Annotated in this window: 17 protein-coding genes; 8 read left to right on the top strand and 9 right to left on the bottom strand. The window is 47.1% G+C overall.

What is annotated here, in order from left to right:
- Positions 1-20 precede the first annotated feature (20 nt).
- Positions 21-962 (top strand): ribosome biogenesis GTPase YlqF, encoded by a 942-nt coding sequence (gene ylqF, locus ACK5NH_RS02780; protein WP_416917700.1) that lies wholly within the window; start codon positions 21-23, stop codon positions 960-962.
- 101 nt (positions 963-1,063) lie between these two features.
- Here the strand turns inward: ylqF and ACK5NH_RS02785 are convergent, their stop codons facing one another.
- Positions 1,064-2,773: a putative bifunctional diguanylate cyclase/phosphodiesterase gene (locus ACK5NH_RS02785; RefSeq protein WP_416917701.1), complete on the bottom strand. Its 1,710-nt coding sequence runs from the start codon at positions 2,771-2,773 to the stop codon at positions 1,064-1,066.
- A gap of 458 nt (positions 2,774-3,231) precedes the next feature.
- Here ACK5NH_RS02785 and ACK5NH_RS02790 point away from each other — a divergent pair, with 458 nt between their 5' ends.
- Positions 3,232-3,837, top strand: a complete 606-nt coding sequence (locus tag ACK5NH_RS02790) for a hypothetical protein (RefSeq protein WP_416917702.1) — start codon at positions 3,232-3,234, stop codon at positions 3,835-3,837.
- The gene (locus ACK5NH_RS02795; RefSeq protein WP_416917703.1) at positions 3,837-6,458 is read left to right on the top strand and encodes a hypothetical protein; all 2,622 of its coding nucleotides are present in this window, start codon (positions 3,837-3,839) and stop codon (positions 6,456-6,458) included. Before ACK5NH_RS02790 ends, ACK5NH_RS02795 begins: the two co-directional genes overlap by 1 nt.
- A 260-nt stretch (positions 6,459-6,718) precedes the next feature.
- On the opposite strand, the gene ACK5NH_RS02800 is transcribed toward ACK5NH_RS02795, so the two are convergent.
- The 3 genes from ACK5NH_RS02800 to ACK5NH_RS02810 all read right to left on the bottom strand — a co-directional run bounded on the left by ACK5NH_RS02800 (position 6,719) and on the right by ACK5NH_RS02810 (position 9,273).
- Positions 6,719-7,171: a low molecular weight protein-tyrosine-phosphatase gene (locus ACK5NH_RS02800; RefSeq protein WP_416917894.1), complete on the bottom strand. Its 453-nt coding sequence runs from the start codon at positions 7,169-7,171 to the stop codon at positions 6,719-6,721.
- Between the two features lie 71 nt (positions 7,172-7,242).
- The gene (locus ACK5NH_RS02805) at positions 7,243-8,265 is read right to left on the bottom strand and encodes a hypothetical protein (protein ID WP_416917704.1); all 1,023 of its coding nucleotides are present in this window, start codon (positions 8,263-8,265) and stop codon (positions 7,243-7,245) included.
- 102 nt (positions 8,266-8,367) lie between these two features.
- The gene (locus ACK5NH_RS02810) at positions 8,368-9,273 is read right to left on the bottom strand and encodes a DNA ligase (protein WP_416917705.1); all 906 of its coding nucleotides are present in this window, start codon (positions 9,271-9,273) and stop codon (positions 8,368-8,370) included.
- Positions 9,274-9,525: 252 nt separating this feature from the next.
- On the opposite strand from ACK5NH_RS02810, the gene ACK5NH_RS02815 reads away from it, so the two are divergent.
- Positions 9,526-9,897, top strand: a complete 372-nt coding sequence (locus ACK5NH_RS02815) for a diacylglycerol kinase (protein WP_416917706.1) — start codon at positions 9,526-9,528, stop codon at positions 9,895-9,897.
- 154 nt (positions 9,898-10,051) lie between these two features.
- On the opposite strand, the gene hdfR is transcribed toward ACK5NH_RS02815, so the two are convergent.
- On the bottom strand, positions 10,052-10,909 hold the full coding sequence (gene hdfR / locus ACK5NH_RS02820; RefSeq protein ID WP_416917707.1) for an HTH-type transcriptional regulator HdfR: 858 nt from the start codon (positions 10,907-10,909) through the stop codon (positions 10,052-10,054).
- Between the two features lie 108 nt (positions 10,910-11,017).
- Here hdfR and ACK5NH_RS02825 point away from each other — a divergent pair, with 108 nt between their 5' ends.
- The 3 genes from ACK5NH_RS02825 to ACK5NH_RS02835 all read left to right on the top strand — a co-directional run bounded on the left by ACK5NH_RS02825 (position 11,018) and on the right by ACK5NH_RS02835 (position 13,677).
- Positions 11,018-11,470, top strand: a complete 453-nt coding sequence (locus ACK5NH_RS02825; protein ID WP_416917708.1) for a DUF413 domain-containing protein — start codon at positions 11,018-11,020, stop codon at positions 11,468-11,470.
- Positions 11,471-11,490: 20 nt separating this feature from the next.
- The gene (locus tag ACK5NH_RS02830) at positions 11,491-12,501 is read left to right on the top strand and encodes an ATP-grasp domain-containing protein (protein ID WP_416917709.1); all 1,011 of its coding nucleotides are present in this window, start codon (positions 11,491-11,493) and stop codon (positions 12,499-12,501) included.
- A 312-nt stretch (positions 12,502-12,813) separates the two neighbouring features.
- A complete protein-coding gene (locus ACK5NH_RS02835; RefSeq protein WP_416917895.1) occupies positions 12,814-13,677 on the top strand; it encodes a hypothetical protein in 864 nt (287 codons plus the stop codon).
- Positions 13,678-13,732: 55 nt separating this feature from the next.
- Here ACK5NH_RS02835 and ACK5NH_RS02840 read toward each other — a convergent pair whose 3' ends face one another.
- The gene (locus tag ACK5NH_RS02840; protein WP_416917710.1) at positions 13,733-15,358 is read right to left on the bottom strand and encodes a M28 family metallopeptidase; all 1,626 of its coding nucleotides are present in this window, start codon (positions 15,356-15,358) and stop codon (positions 13,733-13,735) included.
- 160 nt (positions 15,359-15,518) lie between these two features.
- On the opposite strand from ACK5NH_RS02840, the gene ACK5NH_RS02845 reads away from it, so the two are divergent.
- Positions 15,519-16,544, top strand: a complete 1,026-nt coding sequence (locus ACK5NH_RS02845) for a GGDEF domain-containing protein (RefSeq protein WP_416917711.1) — start codon at positions 15,519-15,521, stop codon at positions 16,542-16,544.
- Between the two features lie 86 nt (positions 16,545-16,630).
- On the opposite strand, the gene ACK5NH_RS02850 is transcribed toward ACK5NH_RS02845, so the two are convergent.
- Genes ACK5NH_RS02850 through pdsO form a run of 3 tightly spaced genes read right to left on the bottom strand, consistent with a single transcriptional unit; the run spans position 16,631 to position 20,430 of the window.
- Complete coding sequence (locus ACK5NH_RS02850; protein ID WP_416917712.1) at positions 16,631-17,296, bottom strand: class GN sortase; 666 nt, start codon at positions 17,294-17,296, stop codon at positions 16,631-16,633.
- Positions 17,297-17,304: 8 nt separating this feature from the next.
- Entirely contained in the window at positions 17,305-19,590 is a 2,286-nt protein-coding gene (locus tag ACK5NH_RS02855) for a marine proteobacterial sortase target protein (RefSeq protein ID WP_416917713.1), read from the bottom strand.
- Between the two features lie 45 nt (positions 19,591-19,635).
- Positions 19,636-20,430 carry a sortase-associated OmpA-like protein PdsO gene (gene pdsO / locus ACK5NH_RS02860; RefSeq protein ID WP_416917714.1) on the bottom strand — a complete coding sequence of 265 codons (795 nt, stop codon included), beginning with the start codon at positions 20,428-20,430 and terminating at the stop codon, positions 19,636-19,638.
- Positions 20,431-20,456: the final 26 nt, after the last annotated feature.

The raw sequence follows: 20,456 nt of genomic DNA on the forward strand, positions 1-20,456 counted from the left end.
ATTTAGAACAAGGCGCTATCATGGCAATTCAATGGTATCCGGGGCACATGCACAAGGCACGCAAAGAGATCGAAGAGGCTATGCCTCAGGTCGATCTAGTAATTGAAGTGCTGGACGCCCGTATTCCCTACAGTAGTGAAAACCCCATGGTGTCAAAGCTTCGCGGCGACAAACCTTGTATTAAGCTACTGAATAAATCCGACTTAGCCGATCCTGACATCACCGCCCAATGGATTGAATACCTTGAGCGTGAACAAGGGGTAAAAGCGACTGCAATTACCACGCTGCAACCGGGGATGTTGAAAATGTTGCCGGATCTTTGCCGTAAGTTAGTGCCGAGTCGAGATAAGACCGAAAAGGACATTCGCACTATGATCATGGGGATCCCTAACGTAGGTAAGTCCACCATTATCAATACCTTAGCCGGCCGCGTCATCGCTAAAACCGGTAACGAACCCGCCGTCACCAAAAGCCAGCAGCGTATTAACCTACGCAACGGCATTGTGCTCTCGGACACGCCTGGGATTTTATGGCCTAAGGTCGATAACGAAGCCAGTAGCTATCGCCTCGCCGTCACGGGTGCCATTAAAGATACCGCCATGGAATACGAAGATGTAGCACTGTTTGCCGCAGGTTATTTCTTAAAGGCGTACCCGAAGGAAATTTGCGAGCGTTATAACATCAGTGAATTACCTAAGGATGATATGGCGTTACTCGAAGAAATCGGCCGTAAACGCGGAGCCCTGCGTCCCGGCGGTCGCATCGATTTACATAAAGCCTCGGAAGTGGTGTTACACGATTACCGCTCAGGCAGGATTGGCCTGTTATCCCTCGAAACCCCAGCAATGGCCGAAATCGAAAAAGCCGAAGTGGAACGCATTCTGGCTGAAAAGGCTGCCGAAAAGGCCGCTAAGTTAGAAGCAGAAAAACTCAAACGCTCGGGTAAACGCCACAACATTTAATATCCTTTAGGAACGCATAATAAAAGCCAGCTTAGATGCTGGCCTTTATTGTTAATGACTATTATATTCATTAATTTCAATGGCTTATAGGGATTTTTGAGCTATACGCCATTAATTGGGCTATTTCCCCTTCCTTTTAGCCATTCTCTAAGCTGGTTTTCAGCCATGGGTCTGGCGAACAAGTAGCCCTGCCCTTGCTGGCAGCCCATATTGGCTAGCTGAGTCTTCTGCTGTTCGTTCTCCACGCCCTCTGCAATTACATCAAGTTTAAGCTGTTTAGTTAACTCGATAATCAACTGCACAATCGCGCGATCGTCACTATTGGTCTCAATCTGGTCGACGAAAGCTTTATCAATTTTTAATCGATTAATAGGGAGCTGACGTAATGCGCCAAGGGAGGAATAACCTGTACCAAAATCGTCGATGGCAATGGCGACGCCAATGTTCCTTAACTGCAACAAAACCCGTTTCATAAATTCAACATCACTCATGGCCGTTGACTCTGTTACTTCAAGTTCAACAAATTCAGGAGCAACTTGAAACTCAATCATCAACTTATTGAGTGTTTCGGGAAAATCAGGTTCGCGCAACTGAATGATTGAAACATTGACTGACATGCAAAGTTTATCGAATCCCGACTTATGTAACTGGCGCAATTGATATAGGGATGCTCGCAAAACGAACTCACCGAGGGGCACAATTAAGCCCGAGTGTTCCGCAATGGGGATAAAGCGATCGGGACTAATAAACTCGCCGCTTTTCGTTCGCCAACGTACTAATGCCTCCATCCCAGTCACATGGCCGTCAGACAACCTCACTTGGGGCTGGTAGGCAACAAAAAACTGACTGTCCTCAAAGGCATCGCGCAGCCCCACAAGGAGACGCATGCGCTCCTGCGTTTGTGTAATCATCTCACTATTAAAATATTGTGCTTTGCCGCGATAATGGGATTTTGCATGCCTTAGCGCCAATTCAGCATCCTTAATTAGCTCGGCACTTTTAGCCGTTGGAAGAACAAGCTTGACTAACCCCGAGGTGGCCGAAATGCGAAAAGTTTCCTCACCAATTTGAAGAGGTGAAACAAATAGTTCACCCAGCACATCCGGATTCACATGCTCCTTAGGCCCCATGATCCCAAAGGTGTCTCCAGCGACTCGAGCCAATAAAATTCCCTCGGTAAAACGTTCTAACAGCCGCTGTACAACTGCTAATAAAACATCATCACCGAACTGATGACCCAATGCATTGTTGATACTAGAAAAATCATCAATATCCAGCAATGCAAGCGTGCTATCAGAAAAACGATTAATTTCCTGCGCCACTAACTCTGTAAATCTGTGCCTATTGGGCAAATGCAGCATTTGGTCGTTATAAGCCAGATCTTCTAACTGACAGCGATATTGAGCAAGAGCTTCTTCATCAAGCCGGTTCTGAGTCACATCCTCCAAGGTGGTAAACAACAAATCATCTACTTTGCGCACCATCACCATAACCCGCTTTACCTCACCAGCACGAGTGGTTATGCGGTATTCACGCCGAGGGGTAGGATTCCCTGTCTCAAGTGACTCTGCGATATCACGCCCCCAGACATCAATCACCTCAGCTCGATAGAGCGCATCTGGGTAGGCTAATTCCATCCAACTATCGACGCTCTTTAGATCTTCCACTCGATAGCCAAAGGCAATTGTAAACGCTTCATTGAGAAGGAGAATATGGCCTGCTGAATTGATTACTCCAATCGGAATAGGCATGTACATAAGGGCGTTTGTTAGATTAAGAACGCTCGTTCTAAATACCTGATGTGTTGCCATACTCTCCTACACTTAATTCGCGAGTTTGTTTGACAACTCACTTGCCTGAAATGACTAAAGACCTTGTTATATTACAATGAAATAACAAGAAAACAGGTAAAGAATTGAACAGAAAAGAGCCATTAGCATTGACACATATCAAAGCTTTGCCAATTAAGTTCAGAACACCCACCATAAATTTACATTATTGCAACGCAAAAAGTTGAATTTAATCAAATTTTACTCCCTCATCTCAACTGCAAACTCAAAAACCCAATAAACAACTCAAATATAACATATTGTTTTTTAAAAACTTAAAAGTCATTAATTTGACAAGCGCCATAAATTTATCTCGGTGCATTGATGATACAAAATGCTACAACGCAACACTTCCTTAGCCAGATTATATGAAACATTTTATTAACAGGTTCAAGATTAGAACTCTGACCAAAACAACAAATCACGAACGGAGAACACCAATGAGAAGGAAGCCATTCCTCAAACAGGCATCAATTGCCTTAGTCGTTGCAGCAAGTGTTGCACTGGCATTGCCAGCGAGCGCAATGAAACTTAAATCGTTAAATCTGCAAGAATTGACTGCTGAATCACAAAGCATTATTGCGGGTGAAGTGGTTAAGGTGACCGATGGTTTTGATAACAACCGCCCCTACACCGAAGTCACCATTGCCGTAGGTCATGATGCCAAGGGCAAATTAAAAGATGAATCAACCTATACCTTCCGCCAATTTGGTTTAATCAAGCCGCGCTCTATGGGCAATGGCAAAGTGTATTTGGGCGTGACTCCCGATGGTTTTGCGAAATGGCATGTGGGGGAAAACGTCGTTGCCTTTATGTACAAACCTGCATCCATTACAGGCTTCCAAACCACGGCTGGCATGGCACAGGGTAAATTTGTAGTCCGCGATGGCAAAGTGATGAACGAATTTGCCAACACAGGACTGTTTGAAAATATCGATACCTCCACGATCAGCGATGAAGAACGCAATATGCTGACCAACCCTGGGGCAGTTGACGTGAATATCTTTATGAATCTGGTCAACAAGATGGCTGGAGGCCAACAATAATGAGACTAACTAAACTTGCAGCCGGTATCGCACTGGCAACCCTTTCGGCGAGTGCTATAGCAGGCGGCCCACTGTACATCCTTGACAAAACCATGCAGCCATACAAATGGGACACCAGCAAAGGTGCCATTCCAGTTTGGACCGACGGCGGCAAACTTATTCAAGATAAAGACGGCAACGAGGTTCAATCCTTTACCGTCTTAGAAAAAGGGACCAAGTATAACTTGGACATCACTTTACCCGATGGCACTGTGCTCCCTAAAAATACCGTTCTGGATCGCGACTACACCTTCTTAACCATTGAACAAGCCAACGCTATTACCGCCAAAGCCGTGGCGGAATGGTCAAACGTTGAGACATCAACTTTGGATATGGTGCTAGCTGGCACTATCGCCAGCCAAACGGGTATGGCCGATATCAACGCATCGAACGTTGACCAAATCTATGGTGCTGAAAACGGCTATGGTTTTTGGGTTAACTACGATACCGATGGCTCCATTCTAGAAAACTACTTTGGTATTTCACGCAGTCAAGTTCTGGGTATCGCCTTCCCTGAATGGGCTAACGAAGAAACTGGCGAAATCCTCGAAGCGACCGCATTAATGAACGGCTGGTATGTCGATATTAACGACACCAATGGTGAGATGGTGCAAGGGGTATTTACCCATGAGTTTGGCCATGCGATGAACATGTCCCACTCCCAGGCAAACGGTCACTTTACTTATGCCGCAAACAACACCTATCGCCTGTACGACGGCGTACCTGGTTGCCCAGGCACAACCGGTTATACCGGCCGTAACAGTGTACCAGCTGATAGTATCGAAACCATGTATCCATTTATCAACGTACGTGGCAACGAAGGTCGCCAGCAGGGTACAGTTAACGTCCGTGATGATATCGTCAACATTTCAGACCTTTACCCAACCGCTGAATATAAAACCAACTATGGGACGATTAAGGGCAAACTTTTCACCAAAAATGGGGTTGAATATGCGGGTATGAACATGGTTGCCCGTAACCTCGACAATCCACTGTACGATGTGATCACTCAGCAAAGTGGTAACATGACCCAAGGAAGAATTGGTTTAGATGGTTCATTCACTATCAATGGCTTAACACCCGGTGGCCGTTATGCCCTGTACATGGATCCGATTATTGCTGGTGGTTATCCAACAACTCCGACCGGTATTCTGTCTGAAAACGAATACTGGAACGAAGGTGAAAGTGCATCACCAGCAACCGACAACCGCTGTGACATAACGCCAATCGTGGTCTCTGGTGGTGAAACCAAAGAAGTGTCAATGTATTTCAACGGTTACACTAACGGTATTCAATATACGCCGTTGATTGGTGCTTGGGTAACTGATTTTGCGAAGAACGGCCAAACCGCATTTGGTACGACCCAAAGCGGCACGCCATTCCTGTATAGCAGCATGCACAACACCTTTGAAACCTTGACGTTTAATGGCTACGCCGTGCTGAAATCTACCACTGCGGCGATGAATAAAAATGCGACCAAAGCCGCGGTCATTGCCGATCTTGATCGCGATGGTATTGGTCAAGGTGCAGTGTGGGATATCCGTTCTAACAAGCTGACTGTGCTTAAAGATCCAAGCAACAATACCTGTGCTCTAGCGGGTCAATCGGGTGTAAGTTCACACTCTATTTGGGATATTGACGATTTAGGTCAAACCATTGTTGGCAATTCCCGTAAGCCTAATGCCGGCGGTGATGAGTGTGCGTCTGGTGCTGCGGGTGCCTCCTATGGTGCGCCGACAATCTGGAACACTAAAACGGGTAAGGCAACTCTGTTAACTGACGGCCTAGAATTTATTCCACGGACCGGTAGCAACGTTGTAGAAGTGCTCATTCAAGGTAATCGCAAAGAAGCTTGGGTTCGCGCTGACAAAATTTCGGGTAACGGCAAAACAGTTACAGGATCGGGTAACAACAACCTTTCTCAGCTAGCTTGGGTCGATGGTAAATTGCATGACTTGTTCGCGGAGTTTGGCGCGCTAAACTCCTCAGTGATTTCAAGTGATGGTAAATATGTCGCCTTTGGTGCACAGCAGGGCTTTGGTCGCCGCGCCTTTGGTGAAGGTGTTAAAATGTGGAACGCTGACACCAATGAGATCACCAAACTTGGGGGACTGCGCTGGTGCGATGATGTACCTAACACTTACTGTTATTCACCTTATTACTTGACCCACGAAGAAATTGCCGAAACCTCTGGTCTGCCATTAAACATGGTATTGGATGCAAATGATGATCTGTCATTGATCACAGGTCGCATTCTGATCAATGGTTCACCAGCAGGCTCAAGCATTTATCTTAAAGGCCTTGGCTGGATGACGGGTGAAACCTTCTTTGCTAAACAAGGTGTAGTTGAAGCTAAGAGTGCAATGACCAATGGTATCATGGGTGTCAGTGGTAACGGTTCTGAAATGATGGCAGGCATTGTTGGTCTTCCAACGCCGCTGACTATCGACATCAACGCCAACAAAGCCTTTGTTTGTAATAATGGCGTAGACCAAGAACTGTCCTTCCCGAAACAGGTTGTCGCCGCAGTGGAAGCCGGTGCCGAGTTTGGTCGCTGTGCACACTTAAACGATCACTATTAATTTACTAGCAATGATTTAACGCTATAAGTAAATAGCTGCAAAAAATGGCCCTTTTAGGGCCATTTTTCTTTCAAAAACATCATCTATATAATCCAAGATACTGAATCGCCAAAAAGCATAGTTACACAACAAGGCGATTTATCCCGCTTAAATGAGGTTTAGGCTTGATAGATAATTATCGAGTCGACTGACTCGCGATATTGATTGAATCTGGCCAGAATGAGCGATAAAAATCGATTACACTGTAAACAATATCGAGATTATTTATTCACTTGTCCAGATAATTGTTCTAACAGCGCTTCCATGCTTTCCTCTAGCAAATCGATTACAAATTCAAATTCTTGCTCACCACCGTAATAGGGATCGGGGACTTCATCAGTGTCGCAGTCACCGTAGGACAACATTAATTTTAATTTGTACTGATATTCGGGTGGGCAACGGCGGCGTAAATCCGCAAGGTTGCTATTATCAGCCGCTAAAATAAGATCAAAATATTCAAAATCGGCATCAATAACTTGCCTTGCTCGCATGCCGTCGAAACTCAAGCCTCGTCTTTTACCCGCAGCCATGGCACGACTATCGGGTTTATCGCCTTGGTGATAGCCAATAGTGCCCGCCGAGTCGACTTCAATATTGAGAAGACGCTCGCGAATTTTAGCGCGGCAAACGGCCTCGGCGGTGGGCGAGCGACAAATATTGCCCATACAGACCATTAAAATACGTCGTACATGCTGTGCTTTTGCTAACGCTTTATCCTCTAACAATTTAGCATCCTCTCGTATTGCTATTTAGGTGTTGACGCCATCTGCCCAAAGGCGGGAGAAGTACATTTTTTGACTTCAAAATGGTAACCATACTGTTCATGGGCAGACTCGGTAATTTCCAATATTTCATAGTCATTTAGCTCAATCACCACTGAGTCGGCCAATTTATCACAACGACTGCGACCATCGGCTTCAAATTTATAGGCGAATAAGGCAATTAAATCGCGGATCCCTTTGTAATAGCTATGACCAAAGGCCTTAAGTGTCTCGGTGGTGTCGGTTTGATTAGGTTGCTGCGTGAGTTCAGTTCCCGCTTGTTCAATACTATCCTCTGCTTTGATAATGGTTTCACCTTCATTAACCACCCGTTTATCGAGCGAATCATGTTTTAACGCTTGGGTTTTCTTGGCTAAATCCCCTACCCAGTTTTCACCGTCGGTAATCGCAACCAAGTTTAATAACAACACCACAGACAGAATCATACGCACCAACGCGGTTGTCACCACAAATCGTTTTTTACTGCCTTGCGGCTTGGCTTCGAGTCCCAAGATCCGTAATCCGATATGGAAGAATAAATAACAAGGGATCACCAATTGCAGCAGAAGTAAGGCAAGGATAGAGATACAAACAAACCAAATGGGCAGGTACAGCAGAATAGCAAAGTTATGGGTGTAGGATAGATGCGAGGCTGATACGCCGGTGATTTCGTTCACCACGCTCCCGCTGGCAGCGAGGGCAAGGTTAGCGATAACCGCATAAAACAATAGGAAAATGGCTTTGCCAGCCAGAGTATGCCAGGCCATAGCGAACTTTGGCCAAAATTCAATGATTAAAGCGATAGCGGTGATAATGGCGGCAACCCAAATTTCAGGTTGAAATACCATTAGAGCCAGTAATGCTAATAAATAACAGCGCTGAGCCAGACTTAAACTCTGCAAAAATTGCTGAGTCGCGGCTATGGGGTGCTTAATCCATTTAGGGACAACAAGCGCTTGTGCAAGACGTTGTTGCCAAGGCGTTACTTCATGTTGACTCTCGATCAAAACTCACTCCTTGATAGAGTTGCCTATTAATAATCAATACGATATATGGCAACGCTTGTACTAAAGAGCTCGATTTTTATCAAAGTTAAACAATTTCGCAACTTATTCTTTATCTTTGTATTCAGGTGTCATATCTGCTCTTATCCGCAAATAACTGGCAAAGCGCGGGAGGCCATTGACGGTTAATCCAAGATACTTATAGGTGATAAGTGTGCCAATGGCGGGCGGATGCTGACGCTCAGCAAGGGTAAAGCCAGTGCCAATACTAAAGATTCGGCCATCGGGCGTTTGCACTCTTAATGCCCCCATCTGCCCGGCAAACTGCCCTTTACCAGCGATATGGCCAATCACTTTGGCTTCGGCATCGAAATAAGGCTTTAACTTCATCAGATTCGGATTTCGCCTCGGTGTATATAAGGCAGAACGCCGATGCAGAATTAAACCTTCGGCGCCCTGGGCAACTAAGGTATCTAACATCTGGTACAGTGCGTCGATATTCTCCACGCTTACTTGCTCAATCACTTGAAGATAAATCGATTTACCGACAAGCAAACGCTGCATCTTCTGGTATCGCGCTTCAAAGCTGCCTCGCGCCTCGGGTAAATCGAACACCATAAAGCGCACGTTCTGCCAGTCACTCTCATTAGGCGACGTTTGGCGGATAAGCCCCGATATCGCCTCAAACTGCCCTCGCCCGAGCCATAACTCACCGTCCATGGGACTCTTTGGAAAGTCCGCAGTAAACCAAATGGGCGCTAAGATTGGATTGCCTTGACGAGTTACTAAACGTTTGCCATCCCAATAACCGCGCACACCATCGAGTTTCTCACTAATGAAAAACTCAGCGATGCGGTCACTATTTTCCCTTGAATATTCGGTTGCTAATTGGATCTTAGGCGCTTGGGGATTGGCGTAACTGACGGCCATCAATAAACCGTAAATACCGAAGAACACTAAACACTGCCCAAGTGCGGATGTTAAAAACTGTGAGCGAGTTGTAAGAGCCATTCCTTTGTCTCTCCAATATAACCTTTTTAAGCTTCAAGCTTAGTCTTAAGATTTGCCGTCCGCTAATCAGGCCACTGCCCGGTAACACCCTAGCAGAGCTACGAATTTGTCGGTTTAGCTATTTATACGCAAAGGTTCTCGGGCTATACTGCGGCCTCTTTTTTAAGCTCATTCAAATGTTAACAGTCTAGTCATACGCAGTTTGAACGGGTAAATGCTTCGCGAACAATCGCCCAAGTCGATGGAATTATTATGAAACCAGCCAACAACCACGGTATTAAACGCATCTTTAGAGCTACGGGATTTTCGATGAAGGGCTTAAAAGCCGCTTGGGTCCACGAAGCCGCTTTTAGACAGGAATTGATGCTGGCCGTGGTGATGCTGCCTATCGCCCTGATAGTCGATATCAGCATCTTGGAACGCCTGATGCTGATCTTAACTCTGTTTATCGTGTTAATTGTTGAACTATTAAACTCGGCGATTGAAGCCGTGGTTGACCGTGTTGGCAGCGAAATCCACCACCTGAGTGGTCAAGCAAAAGATATAGCCTCTGCCGCAGTGTTCATGAGTTTAGCGCTCTGCGGTATCACTTGGCTTGTGGTGCTGCTACCGCTGTTTATTTAATACGCTCTCGATTAAATGCCGTGATTTAGCGCAATCTTTAACGAGCGCTTTTATCTAACAAAGCGAAGTGTTACTTCTTAACTGATTGTTCTGCTCTAAAAAACGCCTTTGAGATATCTCCCAAAGGCGTTTTTTTATATGCAGCTGTTACAGATTAGCGTATGTCAGCTGACTTATCGGCTAAAAAGCCAATTGCCTGTTTGATTTGCTCTAAACGGTCATTCTCGGCCCAATAGGCAACATACACACTGCGCGAAATGGCGCTCGCTCCCGCAACTAAATGCAGCTCTTTACGGTTCAGCAACGGCTGAACCAAATGCTCGGGTAAAAACGCGCAGCCACCGTTATTCAAGATAAAGTCCAAGGCGATACGGGCCGAACTGGTGTGTAAGGTCGGCACGGGTAAAGCAGCATATTCCTGGGCATGCAGGATATTAAAGGCCGTGCCCCAATCCACTTTGACATATTGGCCGGCCTGCACCGCGTTCACTGCCACATCCATGGTTTTGGACACCAGCAATAAATTGATTTGGCCTAATTGCACCAGTTCGAATTGGTCCAGTTTGGGTGGGTCGAAGGAAATCGCCAGATCGAGGGTGCGGTCCATTAATTGCCGTGTCATCACAGTTAATGGCAACACTTCGGTCCGCAGGGCAACGCCGGGTAATCCCACATGCAAATGCTGTAAATGCCCCTGCAAATAGGCATCCCAAATATTGGGGCCTGCGCCAATGGCGAGTTGAGTAGATTGTAACTGACTGAGGGAAACATCCTGCTTGGCACGCTCCCACGCGGTTAACACCGCTTCCGCATGCCCCAGCATACGTTCGCCCGCAGGTGTTGGCTGAATATTGTTACGTTGGCGCTCAAACAAGGCGACACCAAGAATGCTTTCGAGTTGTTTGACCCTAAAGCTCACTGCGCTGCGGGTAAGGTAAAGATTTTCCGCCGCCTTGCCAAAATGACGGGTGCGGGAGACTTCCAAAAAGGTCTTAAGTAAATCGGTATCCATAAAAATTCTTGACCAACATTGGCAAATTTTTTTGATTTATAAATCAATAATACTAGCCAATACTCCAGTTGCAAATCTTTGTATATCAAAAACTAGAAGGTAACAGCCATGTCTGAACAGTCTTTTTCAAACGCTAACAAGGGTTCTGAGACGGTGAACGGCTCAGCTGCCAGCTTTGTGTCCCATAAACGTTTTTATGACGATACCAATTTCCCTAAAGGATTTAAGCGCAGTGGCGACTTCACCAGTAAGGAAGCCGAACTGCTTGAATTACATGGCCATGCCATGAAAAACCTAGACGAAGGTAAGGCACTCCCTGTCACCGCAGACGAGGCGCAATTTGTCGAAGTCATCAAAGGAAACATCGCTCCCAGTAGCTTGTTAGAGCATATCTGGTTAAAGTACCGCAAACTCGCCCGGGGTAAACCCTTTTATGCCGTGGTTGGCACAGTACATTTGCCTGCCACTAAACCTGAGGTTGAGCCAGAAGCGGCATTTGATGTGGATGTCGAAATTGAAGATGATGTTCAGGATGAAGCTGAACCCGAGGATAAAGAATGAAAATGAAGGTTTGCGATTAAATGCGTGGGTGGATTTTATATAAAGAGACCGCGACTCAGCTAAAACCTGAATTGTATGAAATTGAACGTCTATTGGCGGCAGCCAAGGCCGACAATATTGAGTTAGAAGTATATGCTCCGGATGAGTTTGATCTCACCGTGACCAGAGAAGATAACAAGAGTATTTTGTTAAACGGTCAACCCGTTGAACTACCAGACTTTATCATTCCTAGAATGGGATCTGGCACCACCTACTTTGCGTTGGCTATTATTCGCCATTTAGAGCGTTTAGGGGTGTACTGCCTCAATCCCTCTAAAGCCATTGAAATTGTTAAAGATAAACTCTTTTCCCAGCAATTGCTGGCGGAGAAGAACTTACCCACACCTAAAACGATGCTGGTGAAATTCCCCGTCGATATCGAACTGGTTGAACGCCATTTAGGATTTCCGGTGGTGATTAAAACCCTCTCGGGTTCACAGGGTAGCGGCGTATTTTTATCCCACAAGGCCCGTGAATTTGATGACTTAATGCAATTAATCGAAGCGACGAATAAAAACGCGAACATTATTTTGCAGGAATTTATCGCTAACAGTCATGGCAGAGACTTACGGGTATTTACCATTGGAGGGCGCGTAGCGGGCTGCTACGAGCGTCGTGGGCAAGAAGACAGCTTTAAAGCCAACGTTAGCGCGGGTGGTTCGGCGCGCCCCTTTGAAATCACTCCTGAAATCGAATGGCTGGCGACACAAACCGCCAATATTCTCGATTTAGATGTGGCTGGTATCGATTTATTATTCGATAACGGCCACTACAAGATCTGTGAAGCCAACTCATCCCCCGGTTTCGAAGGCTTAGAGTCTTGCTTAAACGTGGATATTGCTGCGCAGATTTTACATTTTATCCGCATTCGTTTAGGCATGTTTAACAAGGATGAAAAGAGCAGCGAGCCACAGCAAACGCTAGCTGCCGACGTCAACGTAAACACAACAGCAAATATCAACACACCTGAGGTCAAACCGGCCGCTAGCTAATGCTGCAGCTGACGCTTGATCGTTAACACCTTATCTGCGGCTCAGTCTCCACTGAGCCGCATTTTTTTAGCTCTAGGATGCGTTCCCTTCACAAATCACCAAGATGCAAATTACCGTGATCCGTCCCACAAGCTCATCATACCAAGCGAAATAGCCGTACTACTTTTGTCTTAAATCACAGAAAGCAGCAATTTCAAAAACAATTTATTCACATTTTGAAATTTGCTGTTACACTCCAAATGTCCATAGCTTATGGCACTTAAGTCTGATGTTATCGCTGGATATAATAAGAAGAATACTGGAGTAACGTTGATTTCCACTCGTCTAACGCCCCTAGTCATCGCCCTACTTGGCAGCAGCCCAGTGCTGGCGGGTGAGTTAAGCCTTGAACTAGGGGGATTTTATTCACAGTCTGATACCAATATGGAAGTGACTAACCCTATCTCAGGGAATAACTTCACCTTAGACTATGAATCGGATCTGCAACTTGCCGAGAACGAGTTTTTACCCTTTGTTGAGTTAAATTATCACTTCAATGAACGGCATAATATTTATCTCGACTGGAAACAACTGCACCGTAGTGCAGAAACGCAAGCCTTAAGTAAACCCTTTCAAATCGAAATCAACGATACCATTTACGATATCAAGGCGGGCGGTAAACTCAGCTCCACCTTAAATATTGATATACTGCGTGCTGGTTACGGTTACGATGCCTTCCAAGGTAGCAATTACGATGTCGGCTTTGCCCTTGGTTTGCACACTATGTTTATCAAAACGGGGTTTGAAGGCGTTATCGGCGTCTGTCATGCCTCTGAACTGCTCAACAATGTCTGCGGCAGCCAAGCCATCCCCCGTATCGTCGATGAAAATGTCACCGCACCTTTACCGGATTTTGGCATATATGCCAACTATGAGTTTATCCCAGGCTGGAAACTGGCGACTCACGCCCAGTATTTCTACATCAAACTCAATGATGTAAAAGGTGAGCTTGTCGATGTCAAACTCGGCATAGATGCGAATATTACCGACAATTGGCGCATGAGCGTGGCCTATAACTATTACAAAGTCGATGTGGATATCGCCCAAAAATCACCGAATAAAGATACCCAAATCGCCGACTACAATATTTACTACAGTTTTATCGGCCCGATGCTTTCGGTGAGTTACACTTTCTAAGATATTGATAAGCATAAAAAAGGACGCCTAGGCGTCCTTTTTGCTTTTAATATGATTACTTCTTACGCCCGTCCTGTTCACGCTTGGTTTTAAAGTCCGATGCCTCTAACCAATGGGGCCAATCGGTACCATTGGCTAAGGTGGTTAACAAGCTGGCCATCAGATCTAAATCCTGCTTCACCCCTTCGAGTGTCCAGTTAGGATCATAATCATCGGCGCCTTTGTGGTATTTGTGGGCAATGTAGTCAGGATCCGTATCCCCAAGACTCATAAATAACAAGCCGGGCACGCCTTGCTGGGCTAAGGCAAAGTGATCCGATCTAAACATCAAACCATTTTGCGGTCTTGGATCGCCCTTCACCACGCGTCCCTGCGCCTTGGCAGCCTCATCTAAGTAAGCTTCTAACTCAGACACACCCTCGCCATAGCGCAGAATATAATCCACACCTTGGTTCATATTCATGCCATCGATATTTAAAAAGGACACGATGTTTTTCGTTGGCACACTCGGATGCTGGGCAAAGTGCTGGGCACCGATAAGCCCTGTTTCTTCTGCGGTGAAAGCGCTAAACAAGATCGAACGCTCAAGCGGCGCAGTTTGCGCTTGCTTGGCAAAATAACGCGCGAGGGCTAACACACCTGCCACACCACTGGCGTTATCCACGGCACCATTAATGATCTCTGGCTTGCCATCTTCAATCACTGTACCTAGATGATCCCAATGGGCATGCATCATCACCACTTCATCGGGGCGACTCTTACCGGGCAACAGTGCCACCACATTGTGGGATTCGGCGCGTTCAATTTGATTATTTAAGCTGACATTCGCCTTTAACTTTAAGGGAATGGCCTTAAAGTGTGGCTTAGCCGCTTGTTGCTTTAAGGTGTCAAAATCCATGCCGGCCTTGGCAAAAATCTTATTGGCGGCATCATGTTGCACCCAGCCCATCACACCAACCTGCCCTTGGTTATTATTGGCATCGATCAAGGTGAATTTAGTACCAGTATTGGAGTTTTGCACGACTCCCCAGCCATAGGCAGCAGGCGCCGTTTCATGGACGATAAATACGGCTTCGGCGCCTTGACGCGCGGCTTCTTCGTATTTGTAGGTCCAGCGACCATAGTAGGTCATCGCATTACCTTTAAAGACCTTGGGATCTTGAGTCGCAAAACCTGGGTCATTAACTAGTACAATCACGGTTTTGCCTTTGACATCGAGGCCCTGATAGTCATTCCAACCATATTCAGGCGCATTAATGCCATAACCGACAAACACCACATCGCTATTATTGAGGTTGACTTTATCGCTAATTCTCTGGGTTCTGGCGGTAAATTCACTGCCATTGGCAAACTTGAGTCCGCCGATATCGAGTTGCATGTTTTGATCGGCGGTGATTTTCGCTAGCGGTACCGCCTGCAAATAGCTGTCGCCAAACCCCGGCTTAAGCCCCATCTCTTTAAAGGCTTTCTCAAGGTAATCAATCGTCAGCTGCTCACCTTCGGATAATGGCGCGCGACCGCCGAAGGCATCACTGGCTAAGGTTTTGACGTCGGTGCGATACTGGCCGAGATCAAGGCTGTCACTGAAGGAAGATGCGGCCATAGCAGGCAGTGACAGTAAGGAACCTAGGGCACCGGCAAGGATGAAATTTTTCAAGACTTTCTCCCAAGTTATTATCATTATTTAATTTTAGCGATAAACTCTAACATATCCCCCTACGCTTTTGGCAGGTAATTAAACCTGCATCAGGGCATTTGTTGTAACGGGATTTGACGAGCAAAACTGTTTACCCACATGTGGTATACAGTGTTTATTGAGTTATTTTTATTGGGATGTATCCATGTCACGAGATTTATTACAAACCGCAGCCTTGAATCTTAAAAAAGCGGTTCCCTTAATGCTCAAGCACCAAATCCCCACCACGCCGGTCAATTATGCCCTTTGGTACACCTATGTCGGCGAGCAGAACCCTGCATTAAATGCCCAGCTTGATACTGTTATTGCCCACTACAACACCTGCCCGCCTGTGACTAGTGAACTGTTGTTCCGTCAGTATGTTGCCGATCCAGTTGAACTGGATGTACGTGATATGCGGCTTAATCTTGAGGCGATGGCTACAGAATTATCGCAATCGATTCGGGATACGAATCTCGATGCGACTGAATTCCAAACCTGTATCAACACTAACTTTGCTAAACTCAATGGCATCGAAGAAGGCGCTCTCAGTGTTGAGCAAGTGCTAGATTTAGTTCGTAATTTAGTAAAAGAATCCGATAACATTCGCTCGAGCACCGAGTTTTTTACTGCCCAATTACAAAAAGCGCAGACAGAGATTGATGCGCTGAAGCAAAAGCTAGAAAAAACAGAAAAAGATGTACTGTACGACTCGCTGACCGGTTGCTTAAACCGCCGCGCCTTCGACTCAGATCTCGCCGGCATGTTGGCGCAAGCGCCAGAAGGGACTTGCTTGATTTTAGTCGATATCGATCACTTTAAGGCCTTCAATGACAACTATGGCCACCAGCTGGGTGACCAAGTTTTGAAAGCCGTGGCGAAGCGCTTACAGGAAGCCTGTCGAGACGGTTGTAAGTTATACCGATTCGGTGGAGAAGAGTTCGCTATTATCGTGCCAAAGAGCCAACTGCGTATTGCACGGCAACTGGCCGAAGCCATGCGCCGCGGCCTTGAAAAACTCAGCCTCAAGGATAGGCGTAAAGATCAGCGTATCGATAATATTACCGCCTCCTTTGGCGTCGCCCAATGGCAAGAAAAACAAGTGGCGATACAACTAATTGAAAAAGCCGATATGTTACTTTACGAGGCAAAACGTTTAGGTCGAAATCGGGTGATGCCGATAAACAACTAGCCCCAACAATGAAGGCAGAGCCATTGGCTCTGCCTTATTATTCACCCTAATGTCATCAAACCACTCCTAATACCAAATCTTAACTGCTAAGCCACCTTTTGAATCGAAGTCACATGAGGAGCCGTCTCACCTTCAGTAACAATAGGTATGGCTTGCACCACAAAGCGTAGTTCGGCGCCGCCTTGCAAGGCATCGAAGGGATAACAAGTGATCAGGGTTAAACGATTATCCTCACTCGGTGCCATCAGCTCGGTTTGCGATTCGTGTACCACCTCGGTCGCCACCACTTGGTAAACAATCTCTTTGCCAGCAGCGGTTTGCAGTGCAATCCGGCGCCCTACGCTGACGCCATTTAACATCGCAAAATGCGTATCCCTATGTCCTGCGATCACAGTATTGCCCTGAGAGCCAGCGGGCGCACTCGCCAGCACTAAGGCAGGCCCAAAAGCTAAGTTACGGCCAGATGCACCCGCCAGCACATACAAACTGTCGTTGGACGCAGGGCCATCGAAATGGCTTGGCCTGCTGGCCTGTTCAATGGACAGCTTAGCCACAGGATAAGTATCGGCCCAGGACCAAGGTTTATGGGACTGACCATCGATTAAGGTTTTGGCCCAGGCTTGTTCAATCAAATATTGGGCAAAGTGTGCTTTCGCTTGCATATAGAATCCTTTTCCAAACAATGTGATGCCGAGTAATACCAATCCCACCAGCAACCCTATTCGTATCTGTTGAGTCATGCGCATACTCATGAACATACTCAAGTATTCAGCACTAATGACAGCGCGCGTTGCTGCCGCTGCTGGCGACGAATCGACAGAGCTAACATCAAGGCAAGCAGTAACACGCTGCCTCCTAAGAGCATGTCGAAACGGCTAGAGGTCGATGTTTGTGGCAAAACTCCCATTGGCTGCCAACCCAAAGGTAAATGTTGGCGCACCACAGCATCGCGGCTCATCGCATTGCTGGTGATGGGGGTTAAATCCACGGCAACTAAACTGGTGTAGGGGCTGACCAAGTGATAATTCAGCGACAGTGCCGTCACCTGCTGTTTGACCTTGTCATCGTTGGCGCCATTTTTACTCAGCTCTAAGGCGGCAATCTGTTTTCGCGCCCAGAGTAAATCGAGTCCCGCAGCGGGCTTTACAGTATCTGTTGCAGCAGTGCTTGAAACATTGGCTTGCAAAGATAACGACTGTTGCCAGTTTTTATGACCCTGACGACCTGAGATGACTAAATCCTGAGGCTCGCGTGGGTGACGCTTTAAGCTAATCAATACGGGCTCACCACGATAAAGATCGGGGATCGGCGATGGCCAGTAGTCAGGCACAGAGCCATCGTCAAAGCGCACCTGCAAATCGGTGAGTACTGGATACTGGATTTTGGCTAACAACTGGCTGATCTTTTGCTCCACCTCATCCACATCACCAATGTAAGTAAAAGTGCCACGCCCAAGTTCAGCCGCACGCTGCATAAAATGTGAGTTTGGCGCCGAGCCAATGCCAACGGTGAAAAGACGGTTGTCGCCGATTTGATTGCGGATTAACTCAAATAGCGCCGCCTCATTGCCGACGGAACCATCGGTCATAAAGATCACTTGTCTTAGCGACTTATCCTCACTCGAAGCCGTGTTAAACGCCTGCCTTGGCAGTGCGGCATTTAAAGCCTGCGCCATTTCGGTGCCGCCATCGGCCTGCAAACGATTCACAAACTGACGAGCCTTGTCCAGATTAGTCGCAGTTGCGGGCAGTGGTGTTGACGATAATAAGGACACATCGGAGTTAAATTCGATAAGGTTAAAACTGTCCTGTGGCCTTAAACCGCGCAGCGCATAACGCAGGGCATTTTTCGCCTGAATGATGGAATCCCCCGCCATCGACCCCGAAGTATCAATCACTAAAATAAGCTCACGGGGCAAGTTCAGTTGTTCACTCGCCTCGACTTTGGGCGGCAGAACCATCACTAAGCTGTAGTTATCTGTGTTGTTGCTATTGCTATTCCCATAGACACTGGCAGTTGAATTACTATCTGCACTCGCATTATCGTCCTGTGACACATGGGTTTTGCCCGCTTGGTTGAATACCCAAGCCACGGGACTATTGCCCTGCTTAAGACGCCATTGCAGCACAAAGTCACGATTGGCGGGCACGCGGTTCGCCAGGGCTGCCGTCAGCTCCCCCTGCTTCTCTTCTAACGTAATGGGATGATACGGACTCACGACGGCTGACTTATCTACGCCTTCACCGAGCTTGACGTTAATATCGGCCTTAAGCACAGGGTCCGCTTCACTATTGGCTTCACGGATCGGGGCGATAATCCGGTCGGCATCGAAGACTTGGCTGCTGGTCACGCGCTCGCTATTGTTCCCACCGAGTGTTAAGCCAGGGATATAGCGCGGAGCCACCACTAGCGGAAAACGTAGGCTAAAGAGACCGTCTTCATAATGAACAGTTTCTTGATAACTGATTTCGACCACCAACTGCTCATCGGGAGCGAGGTTGGCGACTTCGGTCGTGAACATATTGGGCCGTTCTTGACTGACTAAACTGGCGCGTTTCCCTTCGGCTTTTGCCTGCTCAAAGATCTGTTTTGCTTGCTGTTTTTGGTGAATTTGACCTTCGATGATCCGCTCACCAATGTGCAAACGCAGTAAGTCCACCGCAGCCTCATTGGGCAAAGGGAACAAATAGCGGCCATTGAGGACATATCCCGTTTGATTACTGAAAACCTGCTTTACGCTCACCCTATTGGTTAACCCAGATACCTGCATCGACACTTGCGTGTCCACGGGTAAGGACGGCATTAAACGGCCGCTGGCAGTTTGATACACCAACATCCCTTGGGTGATATCGTCGAAACTGAAGGGTGGCAATGCGCTCGCCGTGTGTTCATCGAAGGTCGCGGCAATATTTTGCGGCGCCGATAAGGTGCCCACACTGTTCGGTGAGGCTAACACCGCAAATGGTAGCCCCCAACAAATGGAGGCGCCGATCACTAGCATCGCCAGTGTTTGACAAACTTCTTTTACCCTTTTCCCTGTGATCATCACAAAGGCTCCTGCTCTTGATTGAATACGATTGATATTGTTGAACTATTCGGTCACGCGGCTCGCCATCAGCCCTTGGTTAGGCTGCATGGTCAGAGTGACTCGGCGATCAAATACATCGGATTCACTATCTTGCTGATCATTGAGGGGCATTCTGGCGCCGAAGGCTTGGGTGGTGATCCGCTCGGGGGCTACGCCTTGCTTAATCAAGTATCCCCGCACTTCTAACAAACGTTGCTCCGAGAGCGCTTGGTTGTAGGCCAGATCACCGCGACGATCGGCATAACCTTTCAGCTCGAGATTGGACTCGCTCGAGCGCTTCATCACCTTGGCGACATTGTCTAATTGGGGCAAAAAATGGCTTTCAAGCTCCGATGAACCAGTGCGGAACTGCACATTCATCCCAAGTGCCAACTCACTTAACAGTTGTTGTTGCTCGGCGAGCAGTTCATCGAGTTGCTTTTGGGTTGAGGCGTATTCGGCGGCGCGTTGCTCGCTGGCTTGTTGTTTGGCCGATAAGCTCGCCAGTTGTTGGCGCTGCAGGGCAATATGCTGTTGCTGGGTTTTAACCGTGTCGGTATCGGATACCGATTGGCCAATTAAGGTGCCGGTAAATCCGCCGATAATGGCGCCAACGGGACCGCCCACTAGGGCGCCAAGTAGCGCTCCGCCGCCAAGACCTACCAGAGCTTCACCGTTATCCTCCTCTTGCTCAAGCATCTCTGTCTGTGGCTCTGAAAGCAGAGGTTGATTTTGTAGGGAAACCCTTGCCGATACGCTAGCGATGGGCGCGGCGAATACACTCAGTACCAAGATATTAATCAGCGTCTTTTTCATCATCTCATTCCTTTTGATTTGTGCTGCGT

The organism is Shewanella sp. (assembly GCF_047975355.1).
Taxonomy (GTDB): Bacteria; Pseudomonadota; Gammaproteobacteria; order Enterobacterales; family Shewanellaceae; genus Shewanella.

Coding starts and splice junctions, on each gene's coding strand:
- ylqF (WP_416917700.1), top strand. CDS start 21: ATGGCAATTCAATGGTATCCGGGGCACATGCACAAGGCACGCAAAGAG.
- ACK5NH_RS02840 (WP_416917710.1), bottom strand. CDS start 15,358: ATGATAATAACTTGGGAGAAAGTCTTGAAAAATTTCATCCTTGCCGGT.
- ACK5NH_RS02785 (WP_416917701.1), bottom strand. CDS start 2,773: ATGGCAACACATCAGGTATTTAGAACGAGCGTTCTTAATCTAACAAAC.
- ACK5NH_RS02795 (WP_416917703.1), top strand. CDS start 3,837: ATGAGACTAACTAAACTTGCAGCCGGTATCGCACTGGCAACCCTTTCG.
- ACK5NH_RS02845 (WP_416917711.1), top strand. CDS start 15,519: ATGTCACGAGATTTATTACAAACCGCAGCCTTGAATCTTAAAAAAGCG.
- ACK5NH_RS02825 (WP_416917708.1), top strand. CDS start 11,018: ATGTCTGAACAGTCTTTTTCAAACGCTAACAAGGGTTCTGAGACGGTG.
- ACK5NH_RS02830 (WP_416917709.1), top strand. CDS start 11,491: ATGCGTGGGTGGATTTTATATAAAGAGACCGCGACTCAGCTAAAACCT.
- ACK5NH_RS02855 (WP_416917713.1), bottom strand. CDS start 19,590: ATGATCACAGGGAAAAGGGTAAAAGAAGTTTGTCAAACACTGGCGATG.
- ACK5NH_RS02800 (WP_416917894.1), bottom strand. CDS start 7,171: ATGGTCTGTATGGGCAATATTTGTCGCTCGCCCACCGCCGAGGCCGTT.
- ACK5NH_RS02810 (WP_416917705.1), bottom strand. CDS start 9,273: ATGGCTCTTACAACTCGCTCACAGTTTTTAACATCCGCACTTGGGCAG.
- ACK5NH_RS02790 (WP_416917702.1), top strand. CDS start 3,232: ATGAGAAGGAAGCCATTCCTCAAACAGGCATCAATTGCCTTAGTCGTT.
- ACK5NH_RS02815 (WP_416917706.1), top strand. CDS start 9,526: ATGAAACCAGCCAACAACCACGGTATTAAACGCATCTTTAGAGCTACG.
- pdsO (WP_416917714.1), bottom strand. CDS start 20,430: ATGATGAAAAAGACGCTGATTAATATCTTGGTACTGAGTGTATTCGCC.
- hdfR (WP_416917707.1), bottom strand. CDS start 10,909: ATGGATACCGATTTACTTAAGACCTTTTTGGAAGTCTCCCGCACCCGT.
- ACK5NH_RS02850 (WP_416917712.1), bottom strand. CDS start 17,296: ATGAGTATGCGCATGACTCAACAGATACGAATAGGGTTGCTGGTGGGA.